27 protein-coding genes and 2 pseudogenes are annotated in these 24,669 nt (G+C 64.7%); 14 read left to right on the forward strand and 15 right to left on the reverse strand.

Annotated elements, in window-relative coordinates; genetic code table 11:
- Window positions 1-5: 5 nt before the first annotated feature.
- The 3 genes from EJ071_RS04480 to EJ071_RS04490 all read right to left on the reverse strand — a co-directional run bounded on the left by EJ071_RS04480 (window position 6) and on the right by EJ071_RS04490 (window position 2,412).
- On the reverse strand, window positions 6-188 hold the full coding sequence (locus EJ071_RS04480; protein WP_189510882.1) for a hypothetical protein: 183 nt from the start codon (window positions 186-188) through the stop codon (window positions 6-8).
- Between the two features lie 105 nt (window positions 189-293).
- Complete coding sequence (locus tag EJ071_RS04485) at window positions 294-1,115, reverse strand: aspartate/glutamate racemase family protein (RefSeq protein ID WP_126096996.1); 822 nt, start codon at window positions 1,113-1,115, stop codon at window positions 294-296.
- Between the two features lie 52 nt (window positions 1,116-1,167).
- The gene (locus tag EJ071_RS04490) at window positions 1,168-2,412 is read right to left on the reverse strand and encodes a D-amino acid dehydrogenase (RefSeq protein WP_126096997.1); all 1,245 of its coding nucleotides are present in this window, start codon (window positions 2,410-2,412) and stop codon (window positions 1,168-1,170) included.
- 253 nt (window positions 2,413-2,665) lie between these two features.
- Between EJ071_RS04490 and EJ071_RS04495 the strand changes: the two genes are divergently transcribed.
- Complete coding sequence (locus tag EJ071_RS04495; protein ID WP_126096998.1) at window positions 2,666-2,953, forward strand: GIY-YIG nuclease family protein; 288 nt, start codon at window positions 2,666-2,668, stop codon at window positions 2,951-2,953.
- Window positions 2,954-3,101: 148 nt separating this feature from the next.
- Here the strand turns inward: EJ071_RS04495 and EJ071_RS04500 are convergent, their stop codons facing one another.
- The 3 genes and pseudogenes from EJ071_RS04500 to EJ071_RS39160 all read right to left on the reverse strand — a co-directional run.
- Window positions 3,102-4,280, reverse strand: a complete 1,179-nt coding sequence (locus EJ071_RS04500; protein ID WP_126096999.1) for a cystathionine gamma-synthase — start codon at window positions 4,278-4,280, stop codon at window positions 3,102-3,104.
- Entirely contained in the window at window positions 4,277-5,713 is a 1,437-nt protein-coding gene (locus EJ071_RS04505) for a pyridoxal-phosphate dependent enzyme (protein ID WP_126097000.1), read from the reverse strand. The genes EJ071_RS04500 and EJ071_RS04505 overlap by 4 nt, the downstream gene beginning before the upstream one ends.
- Window positions 5,714-6,158: 445 nt before the next feature.
- Window positions 6,159-6,399, reverse strand: a pseudogene (locus EJ071_RS39160) (FAD-dependent oxidoreductase); the annotation flags it as partial.
- Between the two features lie 145 nt (window positions 6,400-6,544).
- Between EJ071_RS39160 and EJ071_RS04520 the strand changes: the two are divergent.
- Together EJ071_RS04520 and EJ071_RS04525 are read left to right on the forward strand one after the other, a co-directional pair.
- Complete coding sequence (locus EJ071_RS04520; protein ID WP_126097001.1) at window positions 6,545-6,874, forward strand: hypothetical protein; 330 nt, start codon at window positions 6,545-6,547, stop codon at window positions 6,872-6,874.
- A complete protein-coding gene (locus tag EJ071_RS04525; RefSeq protein WP_126097002.1) occupies window positions 6,871-7,518 on the forward strand; it encodes a cysteine hydrolase in 648 nt (215 codons plus the stop codon). The genes EJ071_RS04520 and EJ071_RS04525 overlap by 4 nt, the downstream gene beginning before the upstream one ends.
- Before the next feature lie 11 nt (window positions 7,519-7,529).
- Here the strand turns inward: EJ071_RS04525 and EJ071_RS04530 are convergent, their stop codons facing one another.
- Window positions 7,530-7,883 carry a helix-turn-helix domain-containing protein gene (locus EJ071_RS04530; protein ID WP_126097003.1) on the reverse strand — a complete coding sequence of 118 codons (354 nt, stop codon included), beginning with the start codon at window positions 7,881-7,883 and terminating at the stop codon, window positions 7,530-7,532.
- A gap of 112 nt (window positions 7,884-7,995) precedes the next feature.
- Here EJ071_RS04530 and EJ071_RS04535 point away from each other — a divergent pair, with 112 nt between their 5' ends.
- Window positions 7,996-8,766, forward strand: coding sequence for a type 1 glutamine amidotransferase domain-containing protein (locus tag EJ071_RS04535; protein WP_126097004.1), 771 nt, complete (start codon window positions 7,996-7,998; stop codon window positions 8,764-8,766).
- Between the two features lie 3 nt (window positions 8,767-8,769).
- Here the strand turns inward: EJ071_RS04535 and EJ071_RS04540 are convergent.
- Window positions 8,770-10,111, reverse strand: a pseudogene (locus EJ071_RS04540) (FAD/NAD(P)-binding protein).
- Between the two features lie 667 nt (window positions 10,112-10,778).
- Here EJ071_RS04540 and tauA point away from each other — a divergent pair.
- From tauA to EJ071_RS04565, 5 genes are all read left to right on the forward strand, one after another.
- A complete protein-coding gene (tauA, locus tag EJ071_RS04545) occupies window positions 10,779-11,792 on the forward strand; it encodes a taurine ABC transporter substrate-binding protein (protein WP_126097005.1) in 1,014 nt (337 codons plus the stop codon).
- A gap of 119 nt (window positions 11,793-11,911) precedes the next feature.
- Window positions 11,912-12,700, forward strand: coding sequence for a taurine ABC transporter ATP-binding protein (locus tag EJ071_RS04550; RefSeq protein ID WP_126097006.1), 789 nt, complete (start codon window positions 11,912-11,914; stop codon window positions 12,698-12,700).
- Window positions 12,697-13,557 (forward strand): ABC transporter permease subunit, encoded by an 861-nt coding sequence (locus EJ071_RS04555; RefSeq protein ID WP_126097007.1) that lies wholly within the window; start codon window positions 12,697-12,699, stop codon window positions 13,555-13,557. Before EJ071_RS04550 ends, EJ071_RS04555 begins: the two co-directional genes overlap by 4 nt.
- 20 nt (window positions 13,558-13,577) lie before the next feature.
- Entirely contained in the window at window positions 13,578-13,763 is a 186-nt protein-coding gene (locus tag EJ071_RS04560; RefSeq protein WP_126097008.1) for a hypothetical protein, read from the forward strand.
- Window positions 13,764-13,831: 68 nt separating this feature from the next.
- Window positions 13,832-14,761, forward strand: coding sequence for a TauD/TfdA family dioxygenase (locus tag EJ071_RS04565; protein WP_126102480.1), 930 nt, complete (start codon window positions 13,832-13,834; stop codon window positions 14,759-14,761).
- A 168-nt stretch (window positions 14,762-14,929) separates the two neighbouring features.
- Here EJ071_RS04565 and EJ071_RS38360 read toward each other — a convergent pair whose 3' ends face one another.
- Window positions 14,930-15,115 (reverse strand): hypothetical protein, encoded by a 186-nt coding sequence (locus EJ071_RS38360; RefSeq protein ID WP_189521415.1) that lies wholly within the window; start codon window positions 15,113-15,115, stop codon window positions 14,930-14,932.
- Between the two features lie 307 nt (window positions 15,116-15,422).
- Between EJ071_RS38360 and EJ071_RS04575 the strand changes: the two genes are divergently transcribed.
- The 3 genes from EJ071_RS04575 to EJ071_RS04585 all read left to right on the forward strand — a co-directional run bounded on the left by EJ071_RS04575 (window position 15,423) and on the right by EJ071_RS04585 (window position 18,540).
- A complete protein-coding gene (locus tag EJ071_RS04575) occupies window positions 15,423-15,785 on the forward strand; it encodes a septal ring lytic transglycosylase RlpA family protein (protein WP_126097009.1) in 363 nt (120 codons plus the stop codon).
- A gap of 614 nt (window positions 15,786-16,399) precedes the next feature.
- A complete protein-coding gene (locus EJ071_RS04580; protein ID WP_126097010.1) occupies window positions 16,400-17,677 on the forward strand; it encodes a polyhydroxyalkanoate depolymerase in 1,278 nt (425 codons plus the stop codon).
- 245 nt (window positions 17,678-17,922) lie between these two features.
- Window positions 17,923-18,540: a transglutaminase-like cysteine peptidase gene (locus tag EJ071_RS04585; protein ID WP_126097011.1), complete on the forward strand. Its 618-nt coding sequence runs from the start codon at window positions 17,923-17,925 to the stop codon at window positions 18,538-18,540.
- Window positions 18,541-18,781: 241 nt separating this feature from the next.
- Here the strand turns inward: EJ071_RS04585 and EJ071_RS04590 are convergent, their stop codons facing one another.
- From EJ071_RS04590 to EJ071_RS04605, 4 genes are read right to left on the reverse strand one after another with little or no spacing between them, the layout of a single operon-like run.
- Complete coding sequence (locus tag EJ071_RS04590; RefSeq protein WP_126097012.1) at window positions 18,782-19,144, reverse strand: helix-turn-helix transcriptional regulator; 363 nt, start codon at window positions 19,142-19,144, stop codon at window positions 18,782-18,784.
- A 10-nt stretch (window positions 19,145-19,154) separates the two neighbouring features.
- Complete coding sequence (locus EJ071_RS04595; protein ID WP_126097013.1) at window positions 19,155-19,691, reverse strand: Smr/MutS family protein; 537 nt, start codon at window positions 19,689-19,691, stop codon at window positions 19,155-19,157.
- Complete coding sequence (locus EJ071_RS04600) at window positions 19,688-20,794, reverse strand: murein transglycosylase A (RefSeq protein WP_126097014.1); 1,107 nt, start codon at window positions 20,792-20,794, stop codon at window positions 19,688-19,690. Before EJ071_RS04600 ends, EJ071_RS04595 begins: the two co-directional genes overlap by 4 nt.
- 22 nt (window positions 20,795-20,816) lie before the next feature.
- A complete protein-coding gene (locus tag EJ071_RS04605) occupies window positions 20,817-21,524 on the reverse strand; it encodes a Tim44/TimA family putative adaptor protein (protein WP_126097015.1) in 708 nt (235 codons plus the stop codon).
- A 213-nt stretch (window positions 21,525-21,737) separates the two neighbouring features.
- On the opposite strand from EJ071_RS04605, the gene EJ071_RS04610 reads away from it, so the two are divergent.
- Window positions 21,738-22,235 (forward strand): FxsA family protein, encoded by a 498-nt coding sequence (locus tag EJ071_RS04610; protein ID WP_126097016.1) that lies wholly within the window; start codon window positions 21,738-21,740, stop codon window positions 22,233-22,235.
- Window positions 22,236-22,470: 235 nt separating this feature from the next.
- Entirely contained in the window at window positions 22,471-22,971 is a 501-nt protein-coding gene (secB, locus tag EJ071_RS04615) for a protein-export chaperone SecB (protein WP_059189571.1), read from the forward strand.
- A 302-nt stretch (window positions 22,972-23,273) separates the two neighbouring features.
- Here the strand turns inward: secB and dnaQ are convergent, their stop codons facing one another.
- Window positions 23,274-23,981, reverse strand: a complete 708-nt coding sequence (dnaQ, locus tag EJ071_RS04620) for a DNA polymerase III subunit epsilon (RefSeq protein WP_126097017.1) — start codon at window positions 23,979-23,981, stop codon at window positions 23,274-23,276.
- 74 nt (window positions 23,982-24,055) lie between these two features.
- Complete coding sequence (coaE, locus tag EJ071_RS04625; protein ID WP_126102482.1) at window positions 24,056-24,661, reverse strand: dephospho-CoA kinase; 606 nt, start codon at window positions 24,659-24,661, stop codon at window positions 24,056-24,058.
- Between the last annotated feature and the right edge of the window lie 8 nt (window positions 24,662-24,669).

Below are 24,669 nucleotides of genomic sequence, written 5' to 3' on the forward strand. Positions count from 1 at the left end.
GCTGCCTATTTCACCGAGCTGGTGACGGTCCGGTCTATTGCCGCGGGATCGCGGTCGTTGCCGGCGAGCGCGCCGATGATCAAAAGGCTGACGATGATCGGGACGAACAGAATGGCGACGCGCGCCTGCACGTAGAAAATGGCGCGCCATTCATTGCGCTTTTCGGGGCTGTCGTTCATCGCGCTCACTCTGTCCTGCCTCCCCGGGGCGGGACATAGTAGCGAAGCGTTAAGCAACCTTTTCCGGAACCGTTAACCCCGACGTATTCCAACGCTCCGAATCCGAAAAAATGTTCAGTTTGCGGGCAGCGCGAACAGCCTTCCGCCCGCCGGCACGACGTCGTCGATGCCGGCGAGGCGCAGGCAGTGCCAGGCCATGGCGTGGTTGGAGGAGGTGACGGGAATGCCGATCTTCCGTTCCAGCCCCGCCACCGCCTCGGCGACGCGCAGGCTGGTGCAGGAGATGAAGATCGCGTCCACGCCCGGCGCCGCCGCCATGCGCTCGGCGGCCGCCTCGATCGAGGCGAGCGAGATGCGGGCCGCCTCGCGGTCGTCGCGTCGGTCGAAGGTGGCGACGGCTGATATGTCGAGGCCCCGACCGGTGAAGTAACTGACGAGGCCCCGGTTGATCTCGGGCGCATAAGGCGTCAGCAGCCCGATGCCCCTGGCGCCGAGCGCCTTGAACGCCGCAAGCGCCCCGGTAACCGGCGTGGTGCAGGCGACGCCCGGCCGCGCCTTCCTGATCTCGGCGAAGACGGCTTCCTCGCCGAGCGTCATGGTCGCCGAGGTGCAGCCGAAGCCGACGACGTCGAGCGGGATGCTGGGCAGGATGAGGTCGACGGTCGGCGCGATCCGCGGGCCGATGGCGCGCAGCGTGTCGGGCGTGATGTCGTTGTCGTTGAAGAGGCGGGCTTCGTAGAAGGCAACGCCCGGAATGCGCACCAGGGCGCGGAATTCATGCTCCAGCGTCTGGTCGGTGGCGAGGATCGCAAGCCCGATCGCCGCGCGCGAGGCGAGGCCGCCATCGAGCTCCGACGGCAATATGCCGAGATCGGCTGGCTTGGGGTCGACAGGTGCCGAAGAATGAAGGCGGGTAGCGGCTGCGCTGACGGACATGGCATTCCCTTTCTCGTCGATCCCCGTTCGAACCCCGTCCGGGACCCTGCTCTCAGTTCAAAAGTCCATCCATGGAAATGGCCGGCTTGCGGCCGGCGATCAGGTCGGCGGTGATGCGCGCCGAGCCGTGCGACATGGTCCAGCCGATATGGCCGTGCCCGGTGTTGAGGTAGAGGTTGCCGAGCCGCCGCCGTCCGAACTCGGGCAGGTTGTTCGGGGTCATCGGCCTCAGGCCGGCCCACATCTCGGCGCGGTCATAGTCGGCGCCTTCCGGATAGAGCTCCCGCGTCACGCCCTTCATGAAAGCGAAATCGGCCGGCTTGTGGCTGGTGTCGTAGCCGGCGAATTCCGCCGTGGCGGTGACGCGGATGCGGTCGCCGAAGCGCGATATGGCGACCAGGTTGTGCTCGTCGACCGAGGCGATGGTCGGCGGATGCGGCCGGTTGCCGACGGGAATGGTCAGCGAATAGCCTTTGATGGGATAGATCGGCAGGCCGATGCCGATCGTCCTGGCGATCAGCGGGCTGTAGGAGCCGAGCGCCAGCACATAGGCGTCGCCCTTGAAATTCCCCTTGTCGGTCAGCACCTGGGTAACGCCGTCACCGCCCGAAGTCTCGATGCCGGTGATGGTGGTGCCGGTACGGATTTCGCCGCCGCGTTCGACGACTTTCGCCGCCAGCGCCCGGGTGAACTTCGCCGGGTCGCCGGTCTCGTCGGTCGGGCAATGGATGCCGCCGGCGATCTTTTCCCTCGCGGAAGCCAGCGACGGATCGAGCGCGACGACGCCGTCGCGGTCGAGCACCGTGATCTCCTGCCCGTCGGATTCCAGCAGCTTCATGTGCTCTACGCCCTTGTCGAGCGCCTGCTGGCTGCGGTGGAAATAGAGGATGCCGCGGCCGTTGCGGTCGTATTCTATCTGCTCGTCGGCGACGACCTCGTGCAGGACCGATTGCGAATAGGCGGCAAGGCGATGCTTGAGCAGCGTGTTGCGCCTGGCCTTCTCGGCCGTGCATTCCATCAGGAACAGCCACGACCAGCTGTAGAGCCTGGGATCGGCCGACAGCTTGAAGCGCAGCGCCTGGTCCTTCAGCACCAGCGATTTCAACAGGATCATCGGCGCCTTGGGCGACGACCAGACAAAGGAATGTCCGGGCGCGATCATGCCGGCATTGCCCCAGCTGGTCTCGGCGGCGACTTGGAGTTGGCGCTCGAGGATGACGACCTCGTGCCCGTCCTTTTGCAGCTGGTAAGCGGTGGTGACGCCGACAACACCGCCACCCAACACGATCACGCGCATGACGCCTCCGGAGATCGCAAGTTGGGGGCAGTTTAGAATGTAGATTTCGGTCTGCAATGGCACACATACCGAGATGTTGGCGGGACAGCGCACCCATCGTGGTCAGGACGATCGCGAATGGCGCTTCGTCATTCTAGGGCGGAGCAAGGAGCGAAGCGACGCGCGCAGACCCTAGAATCCATGCCGTGACATTGGCCGTGGAATGCAACGGTCCAGAATGGCGGCTGGCGAGAGTGCCAGCTAAGATCGCCAGATGACCGGCTTCGTTTACATGACTGCAAGCCAGAAAGGCGGCACGATCTATATCGGTGTCACCAACGACCTTGCTCGTCGGATGCCCGAGCACAAGACCGGCCAAGGCTCCAGCTTCACCAGCCGCTACGGTGTGCAGCGTTTGGTCTGGTACGAGGAACACTTCGACATCGCCGATGCCATTCAGCGTGAGACGTCATTGAAGCGCTGGCCCCGCCGATGGAAGATTGAATTGATCGAAAAGAACAATCCGGAATGGTTCGAGCTGTTTCGCGGAATTGGCTGGTGAGAGTTCTGCACCGCGGTGGCTCTCAACCGGCACGGCATGGATTCTAGGGTCTGCGCGCGTCGCTTCGCTCCTTGCTCCGCCCTAGAATGACGAAGCGTCCTACCCACGAGGGGGCGCGAAGGATCACCACGCGCGGTGATTGGCCAGGCTAGAGCGCCAGCGCCTGATCCAGATCCGCGATCAAATCATCGCCGTCCTCGATGCCGGCCGACAGCCGCACCAGCGAATCGGAGATGCCGATCGCGCCGCGCTTTTCCGCCGGGATCGAGCCGTGCGTCATCAAGGCCGGATGCTCGATCAGGCTTTCGACGCCGCCGAGGCTTTCCGCCAGCGTGAAGAGCTGCGTGCGCTCGAGGAAGCGTTTTGTGCCGGCCAGGTCGCGATCGAGGTCGACCGAGATCATACCGCCGAAGGCATGCATCTGGCGTTTCGCGATCTCGTGTTGCGGATGGCTGGCAAGCCCGGGATAGATGACGCGCCGGACATCTTTCCGCCCTTCCAGCCATTGCGCGATTTTGAGGCCGTTGGCGGAATGGCGCTCCATCCTGAGCGCCAGGGTCTTGATGCCGCGCAGCGCCAGAAAGCTGTCGAACGGGCCGGAAATGGCGCCAATGGCGTTCTGCAGGAATTTCAGCCGGTCGGCCAAATCCTTGTTGTCTCCGACCACCGCGACGCCGCCGACCATGTCGGAATGGCCGTTCAAGTATTTCGTCGTCGAATGGACGACGATGTCGATGCCGAGCTCCAGCGGCCGCTGGATGTAGGGGCTGGCGAAGGTGTTGTCGGCGACGGTGATCAAGCCCTTGCGCTTGGCGAGCGCGGCAACAGCCTCGAGATCGACGATGCGCAGCAGCGGATTGGTCGGCGTCTCGACCCAGAGCAGCTTTGTCTCGGGCCTGATCGCGGCTTCGACGGCGGCAAGGTCGGTGAAGTCGGCGAAGCTCACCTGCAGGCCCGCCGAGCGCTTGCGCACCCGCTCCATCAGCCTAAACGAACCGCCATAGATGTCGTCGGTGGCGACGACATGGGCGCCGGCGTCGAACAGTTCCAGCACCGTGCCGATCGCCGCCAGGCCGGAGGCGAAGGCGAAGGCGGCCGTGCCGCTTTCGAGATCGGCGACCGCGCGCTCGAAGGCAAAGCGCGTCGGGTTCTGGCTGCGGGCGTATTCAAAACCCTTGTGCACGCCGGGCGACTGCTGGCCATAGGTCGAAGTGGCGTAGATCGGCACCATCACCGCGCCGGTCAGCGGATCGTGGCTCTGGCCGCCATGGATGGTGCGGGTGGAGAAGGCCAGGCGGTTCCTGCCCGATGGCGGTGTTGTGGTCATTTTGCGCGGCGCCTCAGATGGTTGATCAGGTCGATACGGGTTATCAGGCCGATGAACTCATCGCCATCGAAGACGATGGCGACCTCGTTGCGGTCGAAGACCGGCAGCAGCGCATCGAGCGTCTGGCTGGCCTGCAGCGTGTGCAGCGTTGAGGTCATGGCCGTGCGCACCGGGGCGTTGAAACGGTCCCAGCGGCCGTCATAGGGGCCGTCGACCTTGGCCAGGATATCGCTCTCGTCGACGATACCGACCAGCTTGCCGTCGTCCAGCACCGGCAGCTGCGAGACGTCTGAGCGGCGCATGCGGCCATAGGCGTTGAGCAGGCTTTCGTCCGGGCCGATATAGACGATGTCGCCGGTGCGGGGCGAGCGCATCACCAGGTCGCGCAAATCGCCGTGCTGTTTGTGGTCGTCAAGCCCCTGCTCGGCCAGCCAGATGTCATCAAAGACCTTCGACAGATATTTGTTGCCGCTGTCGCAGACCAGGGTGACGACACGCTTGGCCGTCGTCTGCTCGCGGCAGTAGCGCAGCGCCGCCGACAGAAGCGTGCCCGAGGACGAGCCGGCCAAGATGCCTTCCTTCGACAGCAGATCGCGCACTGCCAGCATGCTCTGCTTGTCGGGGATGGAATAGGCCTTCTTGACCAGCGAGAGATCGGCGTTGGGCGGCACGAAATCCTCGCCGATGCCCTCGACGGTCCAGCTGCCGGCCTCCTGCATCTTGCCGGTCTTGATCAGCGGCGCCAGCACCGAGCCGACCGGATCGGCAAGCACCATCTCGGTCTTCGGCGAATGTTTCGCGAAGAAGCGGCCGACACCCGTGAGCGTGCCGCCGGAGCCGACGCCGACCACCACCGCGTCGACATCGCCGTCGAGCTGCGAAAAGATTTCCGGGCCGGTGGTCGTCTCATGCGCCAGCGGATTGGCCGGGTTGGCGAACTGGTTGGCATAGAAGGCGCCGGGCAATTCGGCGGCGATCTTCTCGGCCATGTCCTGGTAATATTCGGGATGGCCCTTGCCGACATCGGAGCGGGTCATGCGCACCTCGGCGCCCAAAGCGCGCAGGTGCTGGATTTTTTCGCGCGACATCTTGTCGGGCACGACCAGGATGATGCGATAGCCTTTCGGAATGCCGACCTGGGCGAGACCGAGCCCGGTGTTGCCGGCGGTGGCCTCGACGATTGTGCCGCCGCGCTTCAGCAGGCCCGCCTTCTCGGCCGCGGCGATCATCGACAGCGCGATGCGGTCCTTGATCGAACCGCCGGGGTTCTGGCTTTCCAGCTTGATGAATAGCCGGCACTTGCCGGTGTCGAATTTGGTGAGCTCGACGACGGGCGTCTGGCCGATCAGGTCGAGCACCGAGGCGTAAGGCGGCCGCAGCCGCGCCAAATTGCTTTCCGCGCCGTCGGGCGCTGTCTTCCTGTGCACGCTCATCTCGGACCCTCCATGAAGCAAGCTCGACGCGAGTGACCAGTCTTCACAATCCTGCGCATGAGGCCGGCCGGAATCTATTCCGGGTTCACGGATCACGCACGAGCGTCTTTTCCAGCCCTTTTCGCTTTGAAAGAAGATAGATCGTGCCAATCCGGCGGCGAGTGGGGGAATGGAATTTCACCGACTGGCGGGGAAGGGGCGGTCTGGATCGAGCATTCCAACGTCGAGTTCCTTCGCGCCCCCCTCTGGCCTGCCGGCCATCTCCCCCTCAAGGGGGGAGATTGGATGTCACCACCGCCTTTCGCCAATTGTTGACGTTGCAGGAAAGGGCGCCGTCGGCGAAGCTGCTGATCTCCCCCCTTGAGGGGGAGATGGCCGGCAGGCCAGAGGGGGGCGCTGTCCCGCCGGCGTCTCAGAAATTCTCTTCGCGGTGAGGCAGCCGCACTCACCTCAGCAATTGCTTGCTCAATTTCGCGCACTGAACCCGGATATCCGGAATGGCGTCGATCTCGAAGAAGGTGCCGCGCGTCAGCGGGCCGACGGCCAGCAGCTTCGACGACACCCGTGCCGTCGGCCGCGATGAGTTTGCATCTGGCGGTGACGTCGAGGCCGAGGCGCAGCGGGTCCGGCCGCGCCAGGCCGCGCTCGACCAGCGAGCGCACGAGCCCGTTCGACGTCTTCGAGATGCCGCGGCAACCGCCCGCGACCGCCCCGCCTTCGGCACAAAGGGCTCAACGTCCGAGCCATTTCAACGAACCATGTCGTTCGTTGCCGCCGCCGATTTCGCCATGCTAGCCGAAGGCTGCGCGGGGCCAATGCAAGGAGCAGCCGATGAAGATTCTGGCCTATGACAATTTCAAGCCCGGCGTCACGCTCGACGACCTCAGGCCCTATCTGCGCGACGAGGTCTCGAATGTCTGGCGGCTTTGGAAGGCAGGCATCGTGCGCGAGAATTATGCGCGTGCCGATGTCGGCGGCGTCATCATCGTCTTCGAGCTCGACAGCGTCGAGGAGGCCAGGCGCTACACCGACGATTTCCCGCTGTCCAAGGCCGGGCTGCTGGAATGGCATTTCATCGCCTTCGATGCGCCGCTGCCGCTCGAGTTCCTGTTCGACCCGACCGTCGACATCGCCAAGCCCTGGGATCGGACGGCGGCATGATCCGGTCGAGCGAAGACATCGAGATCCCGACCAGCCTGGCCGAATGGTGCGATCCGCGCCGCATGGCGCTGGTCGTCTACGACATGCAGATCGGCATCTGCCGCCAAGTCGAGGGTGCGGCGACGATCATCGAGCGCACCGGCACGGCACTGGAGGCGGCGCGCTCGGCCGGCATGCGGGTGGCGTTCACGCGCCATCTGTCGCTGCCGAAGAAATGGATGGGCGCCACGCAGTTGCGGACCGCCATGGCCTGGCAGCGGCGCGGCGACCCCGATGCGGTCGAGCCCTGGTTCCTGCGCGACGCCGAGGCGACGCGGATCGTGTCCGAACTCGCGCCGCGCGCGGCCGAGGCGGTGTTCGACAAGCTGACCATGTCGGCCTTCGATTCCACCGCCCTCGGCTTTGCCCTGCGTGACTGCGGCGTGCGTGCCGTCGCGCTTGCCGGCATCGCCATGGAGATCGGCATCGAACCGACCGTGCGCCAGGCGACCGACAATGGCTTTGCGGCTTTGGTGATCGAGGATGCCTGCGGCTTCGGCAACAAGGAAGCGCGCGACCGCTCGATGGCCACGCTTCACTTTCTCGGCGAAGCTGTCATCACCGATGTCGCCGGCTTTTGCGGCGCGCTTGCCGGATCCGCCTGAGGAATGGCTTGCTAGGCGGCGGCCTCGATATCGGTGCGGAAGCGCACGCCCTCGGCGCGTCCGTGCACGCTGCCCCAGTCGTAGAGCGCCTGCAGCGCAGCGGCGAGATCATGGCCGCGCTCGGTCAAGGTATAGCGTCCCTTGCCGTCGGGCGATGCCTCGAGCACGACGAAGCCGATCTCGACGAGATCGGCCAGGCGCTGCGTCAGCATCTTGTCGGAAAGCGAAGGGATCATCCGGCGCAATTCGGAATAGCGCAACGGCCGTTCCTTGATCCGCGCCAGGATCACCGTCTTCCACTTGCCGCCGAGCGCGTCGAGCGCGAACTCGACCGGACAGCCATACAGTCTACCGCGTCGGGTCATGCGCCGATCGTAGGCAAGGCCGAGCTGCGACGGAAGCGAAATCTGCCCGGCCAAATGGCCAGATTGCAGCGTCCGGATTTGTCGGTGAAAGTTTCATGAAGGGAGAGCGACGATGAGCGTGCGAGATGCCAATCCGGTCAATGTGCGAAAGCCCAGGCGCGTGGCGATCGTCATCGCCAATCCGGCTGTGTCGACCACGACCGGATGGCCGGTTGGCTTCTGGTGGAGCGAGCTCACCCATCCCTGGTTCGCCTTCACGGAGCGCGGCTATGAAGTGGAGATCTTCTCGCCCGACGGCGGCAAGTGCGAGGCCGATGCGCTGAGCGACCCGCGCGATCCATCGGGCTATTCGGAGACCGACCTCATCTCCCTCGGCTTCATTTCGAGCCCGAAACTCTCGGTTCTGGTCGACAACACGCGGCCGGTGTCCGAGATCGATGTCGAGCGCTTCGACGCGATCGTCGTCGCCGGCGGCCAGTCGCCGATGTTCACCTACGAGCGCGCGACCGATTTGCAGCGGACATTCGTCGCCTTCCATGATGCCGGCAAGGTGGCCGCCGCGCTCTGCCATGGCACCGCCATCCTCCGCTACGCCAGGCGCGCCGACGGAACGCTGCTTGCCGCCGGCAAGACCGTCACCGGCTTTGCCAATATCGAGGAGGATTTTGCCGACAACGCCACCTGGGAGATGGGCGCGCTCGAACGCGGCAAGCATCTGATGCCATGGCGGATCGAGGATGAGCTCAACGCAATCGGCGCCAACTATGTCCAGGCAGGGCTGTGGCGCGGCTTTGCCGTGCGCGACGGCAATCTCGTCACCGGCCAGCAGAATTTCTCCGGCGCGGAAACCGCGCGAGTGGTGTGCGAGGCGCTTGGCGGTTGAAACCTAACCCAGCAACTGCTTACTCAATTTCGCACACTGGACGCGGATATCCGGAATGGCGTCGATCTCGAAGAAGGTGCCGCGTGTCAGCGGTCCGACGGCCAGCAGCTTCGACGACACCGCGCCGTCGGTCGCGATCAGCTCGCATCTGGCGGTGACGTCGAGGCCGAGGTGAAGTGGGTCCGGCCGCGCCAGGCCGCGTTCGACCAGCGAGCGCACGAGCCCGTTCGACGTCTTCGAGATGTCGCGGGCAATGCCCATGCAGTCATAGATGCGGGCGACGTCGAGCGTTTCGAGCGCCTGCGTGCCGCGCTGCTGGATCGTGACGGTGAGGCCATCGTTCGGTTCGATGTCCACCACCCGGCCGGCGACGAGACGGATGCGGCCCGAGCCGACCGCTTCGGTGACGCGCTCATAGACCTCCGGCGCCATGCGGTGGCGATGGATGTCCCACCAGGCCTTGGTATGCTCGACGAAGCGGCGTTTCGCCGAGGACGGCCAGTTCTGCCAGATCTTCTGGTTGAAGGGCCCTCAAGCCGTCGACGACATCGCGCCAGTCGCCGCCGGCCTTCTGGTTCTCGCGTATCAGGTTGCGGAACCAGCCGACGAAATAGGAAAGCTGGGTGCCGAGCGGGATGTCGGCGACGTCGAGCTTGATCGGGTTGCCCTTGCGGTGCGGCGAGGGCAGCAGGCCGCGCCGCGACACCGCTATGATCCCGCCGCGGTGGCCGCGCTGCTCGAGCGAGAGGAAAGCGTCGACCATGCTCAAGCCGGTGCCGAGCACCAGGACCGGAGCTTGCGCGTCGAGCGCGGTGTCGGCGTCCGAGCCCATCCGGATGGCGCGGCCCTGGAAGGCGCCCGGCTGCTCGTCATGGCCGGTGGCTAAAACGGCGAGATGGCCGACGACGCTGGTACCGTTGGCCAAGGCCACCTCGACGCCCGCCGAGGTCGGCGAGATCGACAGGCTCTCCTCGCGGATCAGGCGTAGCCTTCCGGTCGCGCGCTCGCGTTCCTCTAGATCGTCGAGCAATTCCTTCAGATAGCGGGCATAGAGGCTGCGCGGTGCGTAGAACGGGCCCTGGTCCGGCTTGGCGAGACCGCGCTCCAGCACCCAGCGTGCGAAATTCGTGGGATCGTCGGCATAGGCGCTCATGCCGGAGGCGTTGACATTCAGCACATGGGCGGAGAGGAGCGTCGAATAGGCCATGCCCTGGCCGAAATGCGGCCGCTTCTCGATCAGCGTGACGCGAAGATCGGGGTTTGGTAATTTCAAGAGATGCGCCGCCAGCACGACGCCGCTGGCGCCGCCGCCGACAATGATGATGGAATTGCCGCGTCCAACCATGGCTTGGATTCGGAAGCTACCGAGGGGCCGCGATCAAGCCTAAGCCGCCGTCAGGCTGGCATCACGAACGACTGGCGGTATGCGGTTCAGGTGGTCGCGCATCGTTTTCTCTCCCTAATGTCGATAAGATTACTATACTAAACCATCCGCACACGGAACCTGGTTTCAATTCCGCCGCTATCTGGGGCACGGATTTACCTAGGAAAGGTGACGGGAGGATTTTCGTTCGCGAAGGGCCTTCGCGGAAGGGCTGCATCAGCGCGATCGTCATCCTAGGGCGGAGCGACGCGAAGCGGAGCGCAGACCCTAGGATCCATTCCGTTACACCTAGGACAGGTGCCACGGTGCAGAACAAGCCTGACCTAGTTCTGCACCGCCGCATCGCTTCTATGTCACGGAATGGATTCTAGGGTCTGCGCGCGTCGCTTCGCTCCTTGCTCCGCCCTAGAATGACGACCAGGAGGGACGGCTCCGCCAACCGCCGAAGGTGGCGCTTCCGCCACCCAAAGCCACGCCGCGACCGTCCTTTTGCGCCTCTGCCGCCGATACCTAGCGACACTTTTCCAACAAAGCACGCTCGCTTGGAAAGATTTAACTCTACAAACCCGATAGAACTAACGGACATTAGAAAGGCAATCCGGTTTTCCTCCTTTGAACGGAGCCTTTCATGTCGACCATTTCCAGACGCATTCTTCTCCTGTCGTCGGCAGCGCTGGCAAGCGCCGCCTATCTCGGTCCGGCCGCGGCCGAGGACCTCAAGATCACCATCGGCTATCAGACGGTGGTCGAGCCTTCGAAAGTGCCGCAGGCCGACGGCGCGTACGAAAAAGCCACCAAGGCCGCGATCGATTGGCGCAAATTCGATTCCGGCGCCGACGTCATCGCCGCGGTTGCTTCCGGCTCGGTCGACATCGGCTATGTCGGCTCAAGCCCGCTGGCCGCCGCGGCGAGCCGCGAGCTGCCGATCCAGACCATCCTCGTCGTCGGCCTGATCGGCCCCTCGGAGGCGCTGGTCGCCCGCGACAGCGCCGGCATCGAGAAGGTCGCCGACCTTGCCGGCAAGAAGGTGGCCGTGCCTTTCGTGTCGACCACGCATTACAGCCTGCTCGCGGCGCTGAAGCATGAGGGAGTCGATCCGAAGTCGGTCGAGATCCTCAACCTCAGGCCGCCGGAAATCGCCGCCGCCTTCGCGCGCGGCGACATCGACGCGGCCTATGTCTGGGACCCGGCGCTCGGCCAGATCAAGACCTCCGGCAAGGTGGTGTTGGATTCATCACAGGTGGCGGCCTGGGGCGCCCCGACCTTCGACGCCTGGATCGTGCGCACCGACTTCGCCGACAAGCACCCGGAAGCGGTGCGCGACTTCGTCAAGGTGACGGGCGAGGCCTATGCCCGCTTCCTGGCCAAGCCCGAGGCCTGGTCGGTGTCCTCGCCCGAGGCCGGCAAGATCGCCAAGCTGACGGGCGCCAAGCTGGAAGAGGTGCCGGAACTGCTCAAGGGCTATGTCTTCCCGACGCTGGACGAGCAAGCCTCCGACAAGTTCCTCGGCGGCGGCACGGTCAAGGCGATCGCGGCGACGTCGGCCTTCCTCAAGGAGCAGGGCAAGATCGACGCCGTGCTGCCCGACTATTCGAAATACGTCACGACCAAATATGCCAGCGAGGCGCTTGCCTCGAACTGATGCACTGAAAGTCCGCGCGGCCTTTCTTCCCTGCCGCGCGCCTGCCTGTCCCGGGACCGCTGACGAGGAGCGGCTTCGGGGCAGGCACCCCTTCGACCCGGTACGGAGGCTCGAACCCGATGCCGCATCTCATCCTCGACAAGGTCACCGTCCACTATGACGGCCAGCCCGCGCCTGCGGTCGAACGCGTCTCGCTCGACATCGGCAAAAGCGATTCCGGCAGGGGCGACTTCGTCGTGCTGGTCGGCCGCTCGGGCTGCGGCAAGACCTCGCTGCTCAACGTCGCCGCCGGACTGGTGGAGCCGGCGCGCGGCCAGGCCACGATCGGCGGCCGGCCGATCACCGCTCCCGGACCGGACCGCGCCGTCGTCTTCCAGAACGACGCGCTGTTTCCCTGGCTGACCGCGCGCGAAAACGTCGCTTTCGCGCTCAGGCTGCGCGGCGTGAGCGCCGACAAGCGAGCGCGGCGCGCCGACGAATTGCTCAAGCTGGTCAAGCTCGGCGATGCCGGCGACAAGCGCATCTGGGAGCTTTCCGGCGGCATGCGCCAGCGCGTCGGCCTTGCGCGCGCTTTGGCCGCCGAGCCGGAATTTCTTCTGCTGGACGAGCCGCTCGGCGCGCTCGACGCGCTGACGCGCGAGCGCATGCAGACGACGCTGCTCGATCTGTGGGCGGCTGCCCAAGTCGGCGTGCTGATGGTGACGCACGGCATCGAGGAAGCGCTGGTGCTTGCCACCCGCATCGTCGTGCTGGCGCCCGGGCCCGGCCATGTGGTGCGGACATTCGAAACGCATTTCGGCCGCCGCTACGCGGCCGGCGAGCCGATCCGCGCCATCAAGGCGGATCCAGCCTTTGCCGCGGCCCGCGCGCACCTGACCGATGCGATCTTCGAAGGAGAGGCGGCATGAGCGTCGGCGCTTATAGCGAACGCCCCGGCGCGAAGGCCGGCGAGAATGACGGGTTTTCCGTGCCATGGTCGCGGCCCCGGCCGAAACGTGCAGTCATTTCAGCAAGACAGGTCAGCGCGATCACCATCCTTGCGCTGCTGGCCGCCTGGACGGTGTCGGCCTCGCTGCAGCTGGTGTCACCGGTCTTCCTGCCCTCGCCCGCCGCCGTCTGGGCGAAGTTCGTCGTGGTCGCGCGCGACGGTTTCGTCGATGCGACGCTGCTTCAGCACGTCACGGCCAGTCTAGGACGAGTGTTCGCCGCGCTGGTCGCGGCGATCGTCGTCGGCGTTCCGGTCGGGCTCGCCATCGGCATCAGCAGGATCGGGCGCGGCGTGTTCGATCCGCTGCTCGAATTCCTGAGGCCGATCCCGCCGCTCGCCTACCTGCCGCTGATCGTCATCTGGTTCGGCATCGGCGAACCGTCGAAGATCCTGGTGATTTCGATTGCCATGCTGGCGCCGGTGGCGCTGTCGACCGCCGCCGGCGTGCGCGGCGTCTCGCGCGAGCGCATCGACGCGGCGCGTTCGCTGGGGGCGACGCGCGGGCAAGTCATCCGCCATGTCGTGCTGCCCAGCGCGCTGCCGTCGATCCTCACCGGCCTGCGCATCGCGCTCGGCGCCGGCTGGTCGACGCTGGTGGCGGCCGAGCTGGTGGCCGCGACGCGCGGGCTCGGCTTCATGATCCAGTCGGCGGCGCAGTTCCTGGTCACCGACGTGGTGGTGATGGGCATCCTGGTGATCGCGACGATCGCGTTCGCGCTGGAGTTCGTCATCCGCAGGATCGAGCGGGCGCTGGTGCCCTGGGCGGGCAAGGATTGAGCGAAACAAGGAGAATGACGATGACGCATTCCGCCGCAGTGCTTTTCGCCGAGGTCGGCAACTGGCTGCTTGCCAGGACAAAAGAGCCCGCGACGCAGCAGGACAGGCCGAAATCGCCGGCGCCGGTGCGGCTGGATTCCGAGCGCGACCGCCTGCCGCCGCGCGACGAGAGTTTCTACTGGGCCTGGCAGTATTGGTCGCAGTGATCGGCCTGCGCAGACCTCCCCTTCCCCCTACGAGCAACCAGGAGAATCCCATGAGCAACCCGTCCCCCTTGAACAAGCCATCCCTTGTCGACCAGACCATTCCAGCGACCGATGTCATTCCGCTGACCGCCCGTGTCGGGGCGGAAATCAGAGGCGTCCGCCTTGGCGCAAACCTGTCGGACACCACCATAGCGTCGATCAATCAGCTGCTTTTGAAGCACAAGGTCGTCTTCTTCCGCGGCCAGGACCATCTCGACGATTCCGAGCATGAACTGTTCGCGCGGCGCCTGGGCGATCTTGTGCCGCATCCCACCCAAGGGCCGGTGGCGGGCACCGCCTCGATCCTCAACCTGGATTCGAGCCGCGGCGGCGGCCGCGCGGACCAGTGGCACACGGACGTCACATTCGTGGACGCCTATCCGAAATTCTCCGTCCTGCGCGGGGTCGTCATTCCGGCGGCCGGAGGCGATACCATCTGGTCCAACACGCATGCCGCCTATGAAAGCCTGCCGGCAGCGCTGAAACTGCTGGCGGACAATCTCTGGGCCATTCACAGCAATGCCTACGACTACGCCGCCGTGCGGCCTCGCGCCACCGCCGAGGAAAGAAAGCATTTCGAGGAGGTCTTCACCTCGACCGTCTACGAAACCGAGCACCCCGTGGTGCGCGTGCATCCGGAAACCGGGGAGCGGTCGCTGCTGCTCGGCAACTTCGTCCAGCGCTTCGTCGGCCTGTCGAAGAGCGACTCCGCGAAACTCTACGAGCTGTTCCAGACCTATGTGACCACGCCCGAGAACACCGTGCGGTGGCGGTGGCAGGCCGGCGACGTCGCGATCTGGGACAATCGCGCCACCCAGCATTATGCGGTGAACGACTATGGCGACCAGCACCGGATCGTGCGCCGCGCCACCGTCGACGGCGATGTGCCGGTCAGCGTCGACGGACGCCGCAGCGTGACCCACGTCAAGACGGCCAAGCCCGCGGCAAAGGCGGCGTGAAGGAAGGCGGGCGGCACCCCTTCTCCCCTTGTGGGAGAAGGTGGATCGGCGCGCAGCGCCGAGACGGATGAGGGGTGTTCCAGGGAACGCCGACGTCTCACTCCGCTGGAACACCCCTCATCCGTCGCCTTCGGCGACACCTTCTCCCACAAGGGGAGAAGGGGGCGCTCACATGCGCGAGCGGTTCGCCCAGCGGAGGCCGAGCAGGCCGACCAGCATGGTGATGAGCCCGATATAGAGCCATTGCCTCTGGCCGGTCATAAAGCTGCCCTGGACCAGCCCGAGCCCCTGCAGCGACCACAGCACGCCGATCGCCAGCACGAGCAGCGCCAGCAAATTCCTGATCAGTCGCATCAGAAAAATCCCCCCGGAAAGTCGATACTCCACCAGAATGCGGACGCAATAAAAGAGAGCAAGGAAGCAAGGCAATCGCTCCCTCTTCTACTTGCCGAATGACGGCCGACCCTACTCAAGACTTCCCGCAAATCGGCGCGTTCTTCACAAAGAGTACGCCCGTGCACCCCGGAAATGTCATGACAAACTGTTTCGCGGCGACTCCAAACGTGTGCATTCGCCATGGAACCGCCAGATCGCTGCCGCATTTCCCGCCTCATTCGGCACATACGGCGGGTTGTCTATAAACGGAGCCCACCCCTAAAAGATGAAGAAAACCAACCGCACCGCGCTTGTCGCGGTAACGATCGCGGCTGGCCTGATGGCTGGCGCCTCGGCCGCCTCCTCGGCCGCCGCGCAATGCGGCCGCGCCTCCTGGTATGCGCTGCATTCGAGAACAGCTTCCGGCGAGCGCATGAACCCCGCCGCGCTCACCGCAGCCCACCGCTCCTTGCCGTTCGGCACCAAGCTCAGGGTCACCAACAAGAACAACGGCCGCAGCGTCGTCGTGCGCATCAACGATCGCGGACCGTTCGTGAGGGGCCGCGTGCTCGACCTCTCCCGCGGCGCCGCCAGCCAGCTCGGCTTCATCGGCTCGGGCCACACTGCCGTATGCATGGCCCGCGTCTGATACACTGCACAGGGATTTTGACTGGTCGGCTCTGTTTGCGTTGGCAGGCGGCATGCCTTGGAGATTGGCCGAAACGCCCATCGCGATCGTCATTCTAGGGCGGAGCAGGAGCGAAGCTCCGTCGCGAAGACCCTAGAATCCATGCCGTTAGCTTCGCCACGGAGTGCAACGGAGCAGAATTCTACACCGCAGCAACGCTTCCAAGTCACGGCATGGATTCTATGGTCTGCGCCGCGTCGCTTCGCTCCTTGCTCCGCCATAGAATGACGAGGTTGGGGCGGCTTCAACCAATCTCCGGCGTTTGCGCTGATTTCACGCAAATGAACGGAAAATCTTGCACAGCCGTCGCGCCACGATCCGATGCGAGCCCTCAGGGGTTCCGTGGCCGGTGTCCGGCAAGAGGGGCCGGACACATTTCCTTCGCACTTCGGCACCGCACAGTGAGCCGGCTCTGCCGGTAGACGCCGGTTTTCAACAGTTTCGACGAAAGCAGCATTCGTCACGCCAAGTGACGTATTGCATCGCAACAATATGTTGTTAACCTCGCTGCGAGACATTCAAGGCTCGGCGCTGCTCGTCGGCCCTTTGGTCGTCAGGCAGCAGCGGGGTTCCCGATGTTCTACCAGCTCTACGAAATGAACCATGCGGCGCTGCAGCCCGCCCGCCTCTACGCCGACGCGGTGCGGCTTTTCTATTCCAACCCGCTCAATCCCGTTTCGCACACGCCGCTCGGTCGCTCAGTCGCGGCAGCCGCGGAACTGTTCGAGCGCACCACGCGCCGCTACGGCAAGCCGCAATTCGGCCTGACCGAGACGGTGGTCGACTGGAAGACCGTCGACGTCACCGAAAGGACTGTCTGGTCGAAGCCGTTTTGCAATCTCATCCGCTTCGAGCGTTCGCTTCCCGCCGGGCGCAAGCCCGATCCGAAGCTTCTGATCGTGGCGCCGATGTCCGGTCACTACGCGACGCTGCTGCGCGGCACGGTCGAGGCGATGCTGCCTCACGCCGACGTGCACATCACCGACTGGGTCGACGCCCGCATGGTGCCGCTGTCGAAGGGCAGCTTCGATCTCGACGACTATATCGACTATGTCATCGACATGTTCCACGCGCTGGGTCCGGACACCCATGTGATGGGCGTGTGCCAGCCTTCGGTGCCGGTGCTGGCGGCGGTGGCGCTGATGGAAAAGCGCGGCGATCCCTTCGTGCCGTCGACCATGACGCTGATGGGCGGCCCGATCGACACCCGCCGCAATCCGACTGCGGTCAATCTGCTCGCCGAGGAAAAGGGCATCGACTGGTTCCGCGACAACGTCATCATGCAGGCCCCCTGGCCGGTGCCCGGTTTCGGCCGCGAGGTCTATCCCGGCTTCCTCCAGCTTTCGGGCTTCATGAGCATGAATCTCGACCGCCACATCATCGCCCACAAGGACTTCTTCATGCACCTTGTGAAAAACGACGGCGACAGCGCCGAGAAGCACCGCGACTTCTATGACGAATATCTGGCGGTGATGGACCTAACGGCGGAGTTCTACCTGCAGACCGTCGACACGGTGTTCGTGCGGCACGCCTTGCCGAAGGGCGAGATGAAGCATCGCGGCGAGGCCGTCGATCCGGGCGCCATCCGCAACGTCGCCTTGTTCACCGTCGAGGGCGAGAACGACGACATTTCCGGCCTCGGCCAGACCCAGGCCGCGCACGACCTTTGCGTGAACATCCCGGCAGGCAGGCAGGCCCACTACATGCAGCCGGCGGTCGGCCACTACGGCGTCTTCAACGGCTCGCGGTTCCGCTCCGAGATCGTGCCGCGCATCGTCGACTTCATCACCAGCTATGGCCGCCAGACCCGGGTGGCCGCGAAGCCGAAGCTGGTCCGCTCCGCCAAGAGCTGAGCCAGGCGCCGACTGGGCTGACGAGGCTGGAGAGGCTTCAGCCAATCCCTGGCGTCTGCGCTGATTTTACGGAAGCGAACGGCGTGTGACTTTTTGGCGTCGGCAAACACGCCTGTTGCGAAAGTGCCGCTGTCAGGATCGCGCGGGTAACCATGCCGTCAAACTAGCCGTTGTCTCTAATTGACACGGACTGTAAATCCCCCTTAACGTTTCGTTAATAAAAGAACAGGGTGGACCCGGGGGCAATGAACTCCTCACCGATGGCGCGGATGCTGCGTTTGTGTGCAGTCGCAGGGCTGGCGATCTCGGCCCATTGGGCAGTGCCGGCATGGGCGGCGGGCGCCATGACGACAGGCGGTCTGACCTCGCAGCCGATCGGACATTATGATTTCTGCAAGGCGCATCCCGGCGAATGCAACATTCGCCCGGCCGATCTCGCGCCGGCCAAGATGACCGGCGGGCTGTGGCGCAAGCTGATCAGCGTGAGCGCCAGGGTCAACGCCGCCGTCAAGCCGATGAGCGATCTCGACAATTACGGCAAGGACGAAGTCTGGACCTATCCCGACAACGGCTTTGGCGACTGCGAGGACTATGTGCTGGAGAAGCGGCGCGAGCTTTACCGCATGGGCATGTCGCTCGCCGATCTCCTGATCACCGTCGTGCGCAAACCCGACGGCGAAGGCCATTCGGTGCTGACGGTGCGCACCGACAAGGGCGACTACGTCCTCGACAATCTGACCGACAAGGTCAAAGCCTGGGACGCGACCGGCTACCGCTACCTCAAGCGGCAAGCGATCGACAACACCGGCCGCTGGGTCTCGATCCGCGACGGCCAGCCGGTGCTGGTGGGGTCAGTGCAGTAGGGGCCGGGCGCGCGCCAACCTCGGTTTCGTCATTCTAGGGCGAGGCAAGGAGCGCAGCGACGCAGCGCAGACCCTAGAATCCATTCCGTGACCTTCGAGCGTCTCGACAGTGCAGAATTCTGCGCCGTTGCACTCTTCGGCGGAGGTCACGGAATGGATCCTCGGGTCAAGCCCGAGGATGACGAAGAGAGTTTCGCCGCTAATCCAAAACCGCGAAACGTTGTTATGGGCAACGCGCCGACTATCGCCGCAGCGCCGCCCGAACCGACGCCGTGATCTTCCGCAGCTCCGCCTCGTCCAGCCTCTCGATGCTCTCGGCCAACAGATTCGCCAGCTCGGTCGCGGCGGGCGACAGGCCGGACGTGTCTATCCTGACCCTTGGATGCGAACTTTCAGCGAGGCGGGCGAGGTCCTCGGCATCGTCCCAGATGATGTTGAAATAGCCGATGATCTTCTGGATCAGCGTCCAGGTCGGCGCGCCGCGCCGGCCATGCTCGAGCGCCGACAGATAGGCGGCGCTGACGCCGATGGCTTGAGCCATCGCCTTCTGGCTGACGCCGCGCTCGGCCCGCAGCGCCCTGAGCCTTTCGCCGAACGGGGTCATGCCGGCCTACTCATGACCGCGTCCGCCGCAAGCGGATATAGAGCGCGCCCGAGCCGCCATGATTGCGGGCGGCATGATCGTGGCTCGAGACCAGGTGGCGGAAGGCCGGCGTCGACAGCCAATGCGGCACCGAGCGACGCAAGATCCCGTCGCCGCCGGAGGACGAGCCCTTGCCGGTGATGACCAGAACATAGCGGATGCCGCCGGCATGCGCGCGGTGCAGGAAGGTGAGCAGCAGGGAATAGGCCTCGTCCTGCGTCATGCCGTGCAGGTCGACGCGGCCCTCGATCGGCAACCGGCCTTTTTTCAGCTTCTCATGCGTCTGGTCGTCCAGCGAATGCGAAACATGCTGCGCCTTCGGTTTCGCGGCGGTGGCCGCAACGCCGTTGACCGGCGCGGGCGCCGGCGCCGGCTTGGGCTCGACGATGTCGGGGATCTCGACCGCGGCCTTGCCTTTCAACTTGCCTTTCAGGGGCCGTGTCGAGCGCGCCACGAGGTTCCAGAGGATGCGGTCGTCCTCGCTGAGCTTGTCGTCGCGGCGGCTCACCGGAACCTCCCATCGATCAGTCCGCGCGGGATCAGCGCATGGAAGTCGGCGGCGTTGCGCACGACGCCGGCGATTTCGCCGGCGGCGTCACCCGAGCCCGCGAAGAGGTCGCCCCGCGCGGGTCCGGTGATGGCCGAGCCGGTGTCCTGCGCGATCATCAGCCGCCGGAACGGTTTTTGCTCGAAGGCAGTGAGCGTCGGCGCATCGATGTAAAAAGGCGTGCCGAACGTGTGCAGCAGCCGGTCGACGGCGACCGAGCGGCCTGGCGTCAGCGGCACCTTGGCGGCGGCGATGGGTCCAAGTTCCGCATCCTCGACCGGGGCCTCGCGGAAGAAGATGTAGGAGCGGTTCTGCCAGAGGATCTCGTCGACGCGATCCGGATGCGCCTTGAACCAGGCGCGGATCGACTGCATCGTCACTTTTTCCAGCGGAATTTCGCCGAGCTCGCTCAAGATCCTGCCGGGGCCGGTGAAGCGCTGGCCGGATTTGGCGGCATAAGTGACACGGCAGAGCCGGCCGTCGGTCATCTTCAGCCGTGCCGCGCCCTGCACATGGATGAAGAAGGCATCGACCCTGTCGGCGACCCAGGCGATCTCGAGCTTGCGGCCGGCGAGCGCGCCGCGCTCGATTGCGCCGCGATCGAAATATTCGACCGGACCTGCCGGGGCCTCGCGCGCGAAGGCGAGATAAGGATCCATGCCGGTGGGACGGTTTTTCTCGCCGATGTCGATCAGGTCGGCGGGGCGGGAAAGCAGCGGCACGACGAACCGCTCCGTCTTGACCGGCGAGGCCTCGACCTCCGGCTCGTAGAAGCCGGTGACGAGGCCGGCGCCGCCGTTTTCCGCCGCCACCAAAGCGGGAACGAAATGGCGCTCGAAGAAGGATCGCGCCTCCGACCGATTCGCCGGCGAAACGGAGCGCGCTTCGGCATAGGCCTCGGCAAAGGCGTTGAAATCAACGCCGAGCGCACCCGTGCGATAAGGCTTGGTCAGCACATGGAGGGCGGACCGTTTAAAGGCCACGAAGGCCGTGAGGTGATCATCCTCGGCCCAGCCGGGCAGGTCGCCAAAGGTTTTTTCGCTGAATGTGGAAGAGAGCGGCACGACCGAGCCCCGCCGCCTGAATCTAGTCTTCTTCTTCCGTGGCGACGAGCTTCCAGTTCGGATCGCGCGAGCGGGTATCGCGGAAGAAGGTCCAGACGTCCTTGACCTCGGCGACTTTCTCGGGATCGCCGTCGATGACGGCGCCGACCTTGTCGCGGGTCGCCGAAATCAGCTCGCTGACGATACGCAGCGTGATATGCGCTTCGGTGCCCTTCATCTCGGCGGCGACGACATCGACCTTGTCGATGCCGACGAAGGAAGACTGGATCTTTTCCGATTTCGCCTCGCGCTCGCCGATCGCGGCGACGAAGCTGTCATAGACCTCGCGCGACAACAGGTTCTTCAGCGTCTTGCGGTCGCCGTCGGCAAAGGCCATGACGATCATCTCATAGGCCATCTTGGCGCCGTCGACGAAGGTTTTTGGATCGAAGGACGGATCGTTGTCCTTGATCGCGCGCAGGCCCTTGTTGAGATCGCTGTCGGGCTTGGCGAAGGCGTCGATCGCGGCATAGGTCTCGGGCGCGGTTTCCCCCGGCATGCGCTTGCGCGGCAGCGACACTACATTCTCGGATTTCTGCGCCGCCTCCTGCTCGCGCGTGCGGCTTGCCGAATAGGGATCGAAGGGCGGGCGCTCGTTTCCGGTGCGACGTCCCAGCACGTTGCGCAGCTGGAAAAAGATCACAACCGCCGCAATCAAGAAGAAAATCGTGCCGAAGTCGAAGAAACCCATATCTTCCGCCAATTCGATCCCTGTCCTGGCCGGACCACCAGAGCCTCACCCGGAGTCTCACAATGGCGGCGGTCGCATAGCATTCAACACCCAAAGCATATAGAACGGCGGGCGCAATCATTCAAATCAAAGGCAGCCATACCTATCTAATGGCCCCAGTGCCAGCGGCGATTGCCCGCGGGCCCGCAAAACAAGAAAGCGATTGGTCAAGACTTGCGCGTTTCACTGTTCCCGTTGTTCCTGCTCCTGCTGCCGCTGCTGGAGATCGCCGGCTTCGTCATCGTCGGCCGCGAAGTTGGCGCTTTGGCGACGGTCGGGCTGGTCATCCTCTCCACGATTGCCGGCAGCCTGCTGCTTCGGCACCAGGGTTTTGGGGTGATGGCGCGGGTGCGGGCGGAAATGGATGCGGGACGCGACCCCAGCCGCCAGCTAGCGCATGGCGCAATGATCGTGCTGGCGGCGATCCTTTTGATCATTCCGGGCTTCATCACCGACATCGTCGCCATCCTGCTGCTCCTGCCGCCGGTGCGGGATCTCGCCTGGCGGCTGCTCAAGAACCGCATCGTGATGGCGACGAGCTTCAGCGGCGGCTTTCGTGCCCGCGGCCGCGACAAGGTGATCGATCTCGACGACAGCGACTATTCGCGCGCCGACGATTATAAGCGCGGGCCGGACCATAATTCCCCTTGGCGGCGGCTGAAAGACGACTAGGTCTGATTCCAGAGCCGGTCCTCTATCCAATGCGTGTCATTGCCCCACAATCGCTGCGCAGTTTTGGGCGACATGCAGTTTCTGCCTGACGCATGTCGTTGCCCCAAAACCGCTACGCACTTTTGGGCGACATGCGTAAAGGCGGCAAAACTTGTCTTGTCCTGCCGAGCATGGTAGCGAACCCCCCGATTTCAATCCGGTCAGCAATGCTGCCCAGGCAAAAGGACAAAGGCTCATGGCCAGCAACGATGACGCCGCGGCAGGCGCCGCCAACGGCAACGGCAACCAGGCACAGCCCTCGCTCAACGTGCTTGCCCAGTATGTGAAGGACCTGTCCTTCGAAAGCCCCGGCGCGCCGAATTCGCTGCGCGGCCGCGACAAGGCTCCGGGCATCGCCATCAACGTCAACGTCAACGCAAATCCGCTCTCGGACAAGCAGTTCGACGTCAACCTGACCTTGAACGCCAAGGCCTCCTTCGACCAGGAAGTGCTGTTCAATGTCGAGCTGGTCTATGGCGGCGTCTTCGCCATCAGCGGCTTCCCGCAGGAGCACATGCTGCCGATCCTGTTCATCGAATGCCCGCGGCTTCTGTTCCCCTTCGCCCGCCAGATCATCGCGGACGCCACCCGCAACGGCGGCTTCCCGCCGCTGATGCTCGACCCGATCGATTTCGCGCAGATGTTCCAGCAGCGCATCGCCGAGGACCAGGCGGCGAGCAAGGTGCAGGTGAGCTGAGGGGCCTTCCCCTCTCTCCATCGAAAGCCCGGCTTCGCGCCGGGCTTTTTTGTTGTCTTCGACCTTCGCGATTTGCCGCTACGACAGCTCGGCCATCATCCTAGGGCGGAGCAAGGAGCGGAGCGACGCGCGCAGATCCTAGAATCCATGCCGTGACGCTAAGGCGTTGCAACGGTTACAGAATTCTGCACCGTTGCACTCTACGGCAGAGGTCACGGCATGGATACTCGGGTCAAGCCCGAGTATGACGACGTCATGAGCGTTTTCGGCTAATCTCTCGACGTGGCGCCAGAGACGGCCGCTCAACCCGCGGCGGCCACCTTCAGCCACAGCGCCTTTTCGCCGAGCGTGCCGACCAAACCGGCGTGAGCCGATCGATCCGCCTCGGTGAGGCGCGGCGGCAGGGCGATCGGCCTTGCGCCGATCGAGATATCGATGTCGGCCACCTCGCCGACGCCGTTCATCCGGACCGCCACGGCATCGAGGACAAGAGCCGCCTGCTTGCCGCCGATGAGCTCGATATAGACCTCGGCCAGCAATTCGGAGTCGAGCAGCGCGCCGTGCTTGGTGCGGCGGGTGTTGTCGATGCCGTAGCGCCGGCAGAGCGCGTCCAGCGAGTTCGGGCCCATCGGATGCTTGCGGCGCGCCAGCGCCAGCGTGTCAACGACGCGGCCGATATCGATGGCCGGATGGCCGAGCCGGCTGAATTCAAGGTTGAGGAAGCCGATATCGAAGGTGGCGTTGTGGGCGATCAGCTTGGCGCCGTCGGTGAAAGCCAGCCACTCCTCCACGACTTCCGTGAAGGTCGGCTTGCCGACCAGGTCGGCGGCGCTGATGCCGTGCACGGCCTGCGCCTCGGCATGGATGGCGCGGCCTTGCGGATTGATGAATTTGTGGAAGGTGCGGCCGGTCGGGAAGCGGTTGACCAGCTCGACGCCGCCGAGCTCGATGATGCGGTCATCACGCAAATCGAGGCCGGTGGTTTCCGTATCGAAGATAATCTCACGCATTCGAATCAGTCCGCTCTAAAAAGCAGAATCACAAACCAGAACAAAATGGCAATGGGGACTGCTGACAACAGGCGTCAGGAGCCGGCTTTACCGGACTTTTCCCCTGAGAGTTCGGCAATGATCGCGTCGACCGCCGCACGCGCGGCTTCAAAACCCTGGCCGGTGTCGACGATGAAATCGGCCTCACGGCGCTTTTCGGCGTCCGGCACTTGCTTGGCGAGAATCGCTTTCAATTTCGCTTCGCTCATGCCGGGCCGCGCCAGAACGCGGGCGCGCTGGATATCGGCGGGCGCGGTGACGACCACCACCTTGTTGACGCGGTTGCGGCCACCGGTTTCGAACAAGAGCGGAATGTCGAGCACCGCGACCGGCGCGCCGGCGGCGCGGTGCCTGGCCAGAAACGCGTCGGCGTCGGCGCGCACCAGCGGGTGGATGATCGTCTCCAGCGTCTTCAGCGCGGCCGGATCGCCCAACACCTTTTCGGCCAGCCTGGCGCGATCGACCACGCCCGCTTGCGTCGTGCCGGGGAACGCCGCTTCGACCAGCGGCGCGGCCTTGCCGGAATAGAGGCGATGCACGGTCTCGTCCGAATCATGCACCGGCACGCCGGCCTCGGCGAACATCTTTGCCGTGGTCGACTTGCCCATGCCGATCGATCCGGTGAGGCCGAGCACGATCATGTCCCCGC

Source organism: Mesorhizobium sp. M1B.F.Ca.ET.045.04.1.1, assembly GCF_003952465.1.
Lineage (GTDB): Bacteria > Pseudomonadota > Alphaproteobacteria > Rhizobiales > Rhizobiaceae > Mesorhizobium > Mesorhizobium shonense.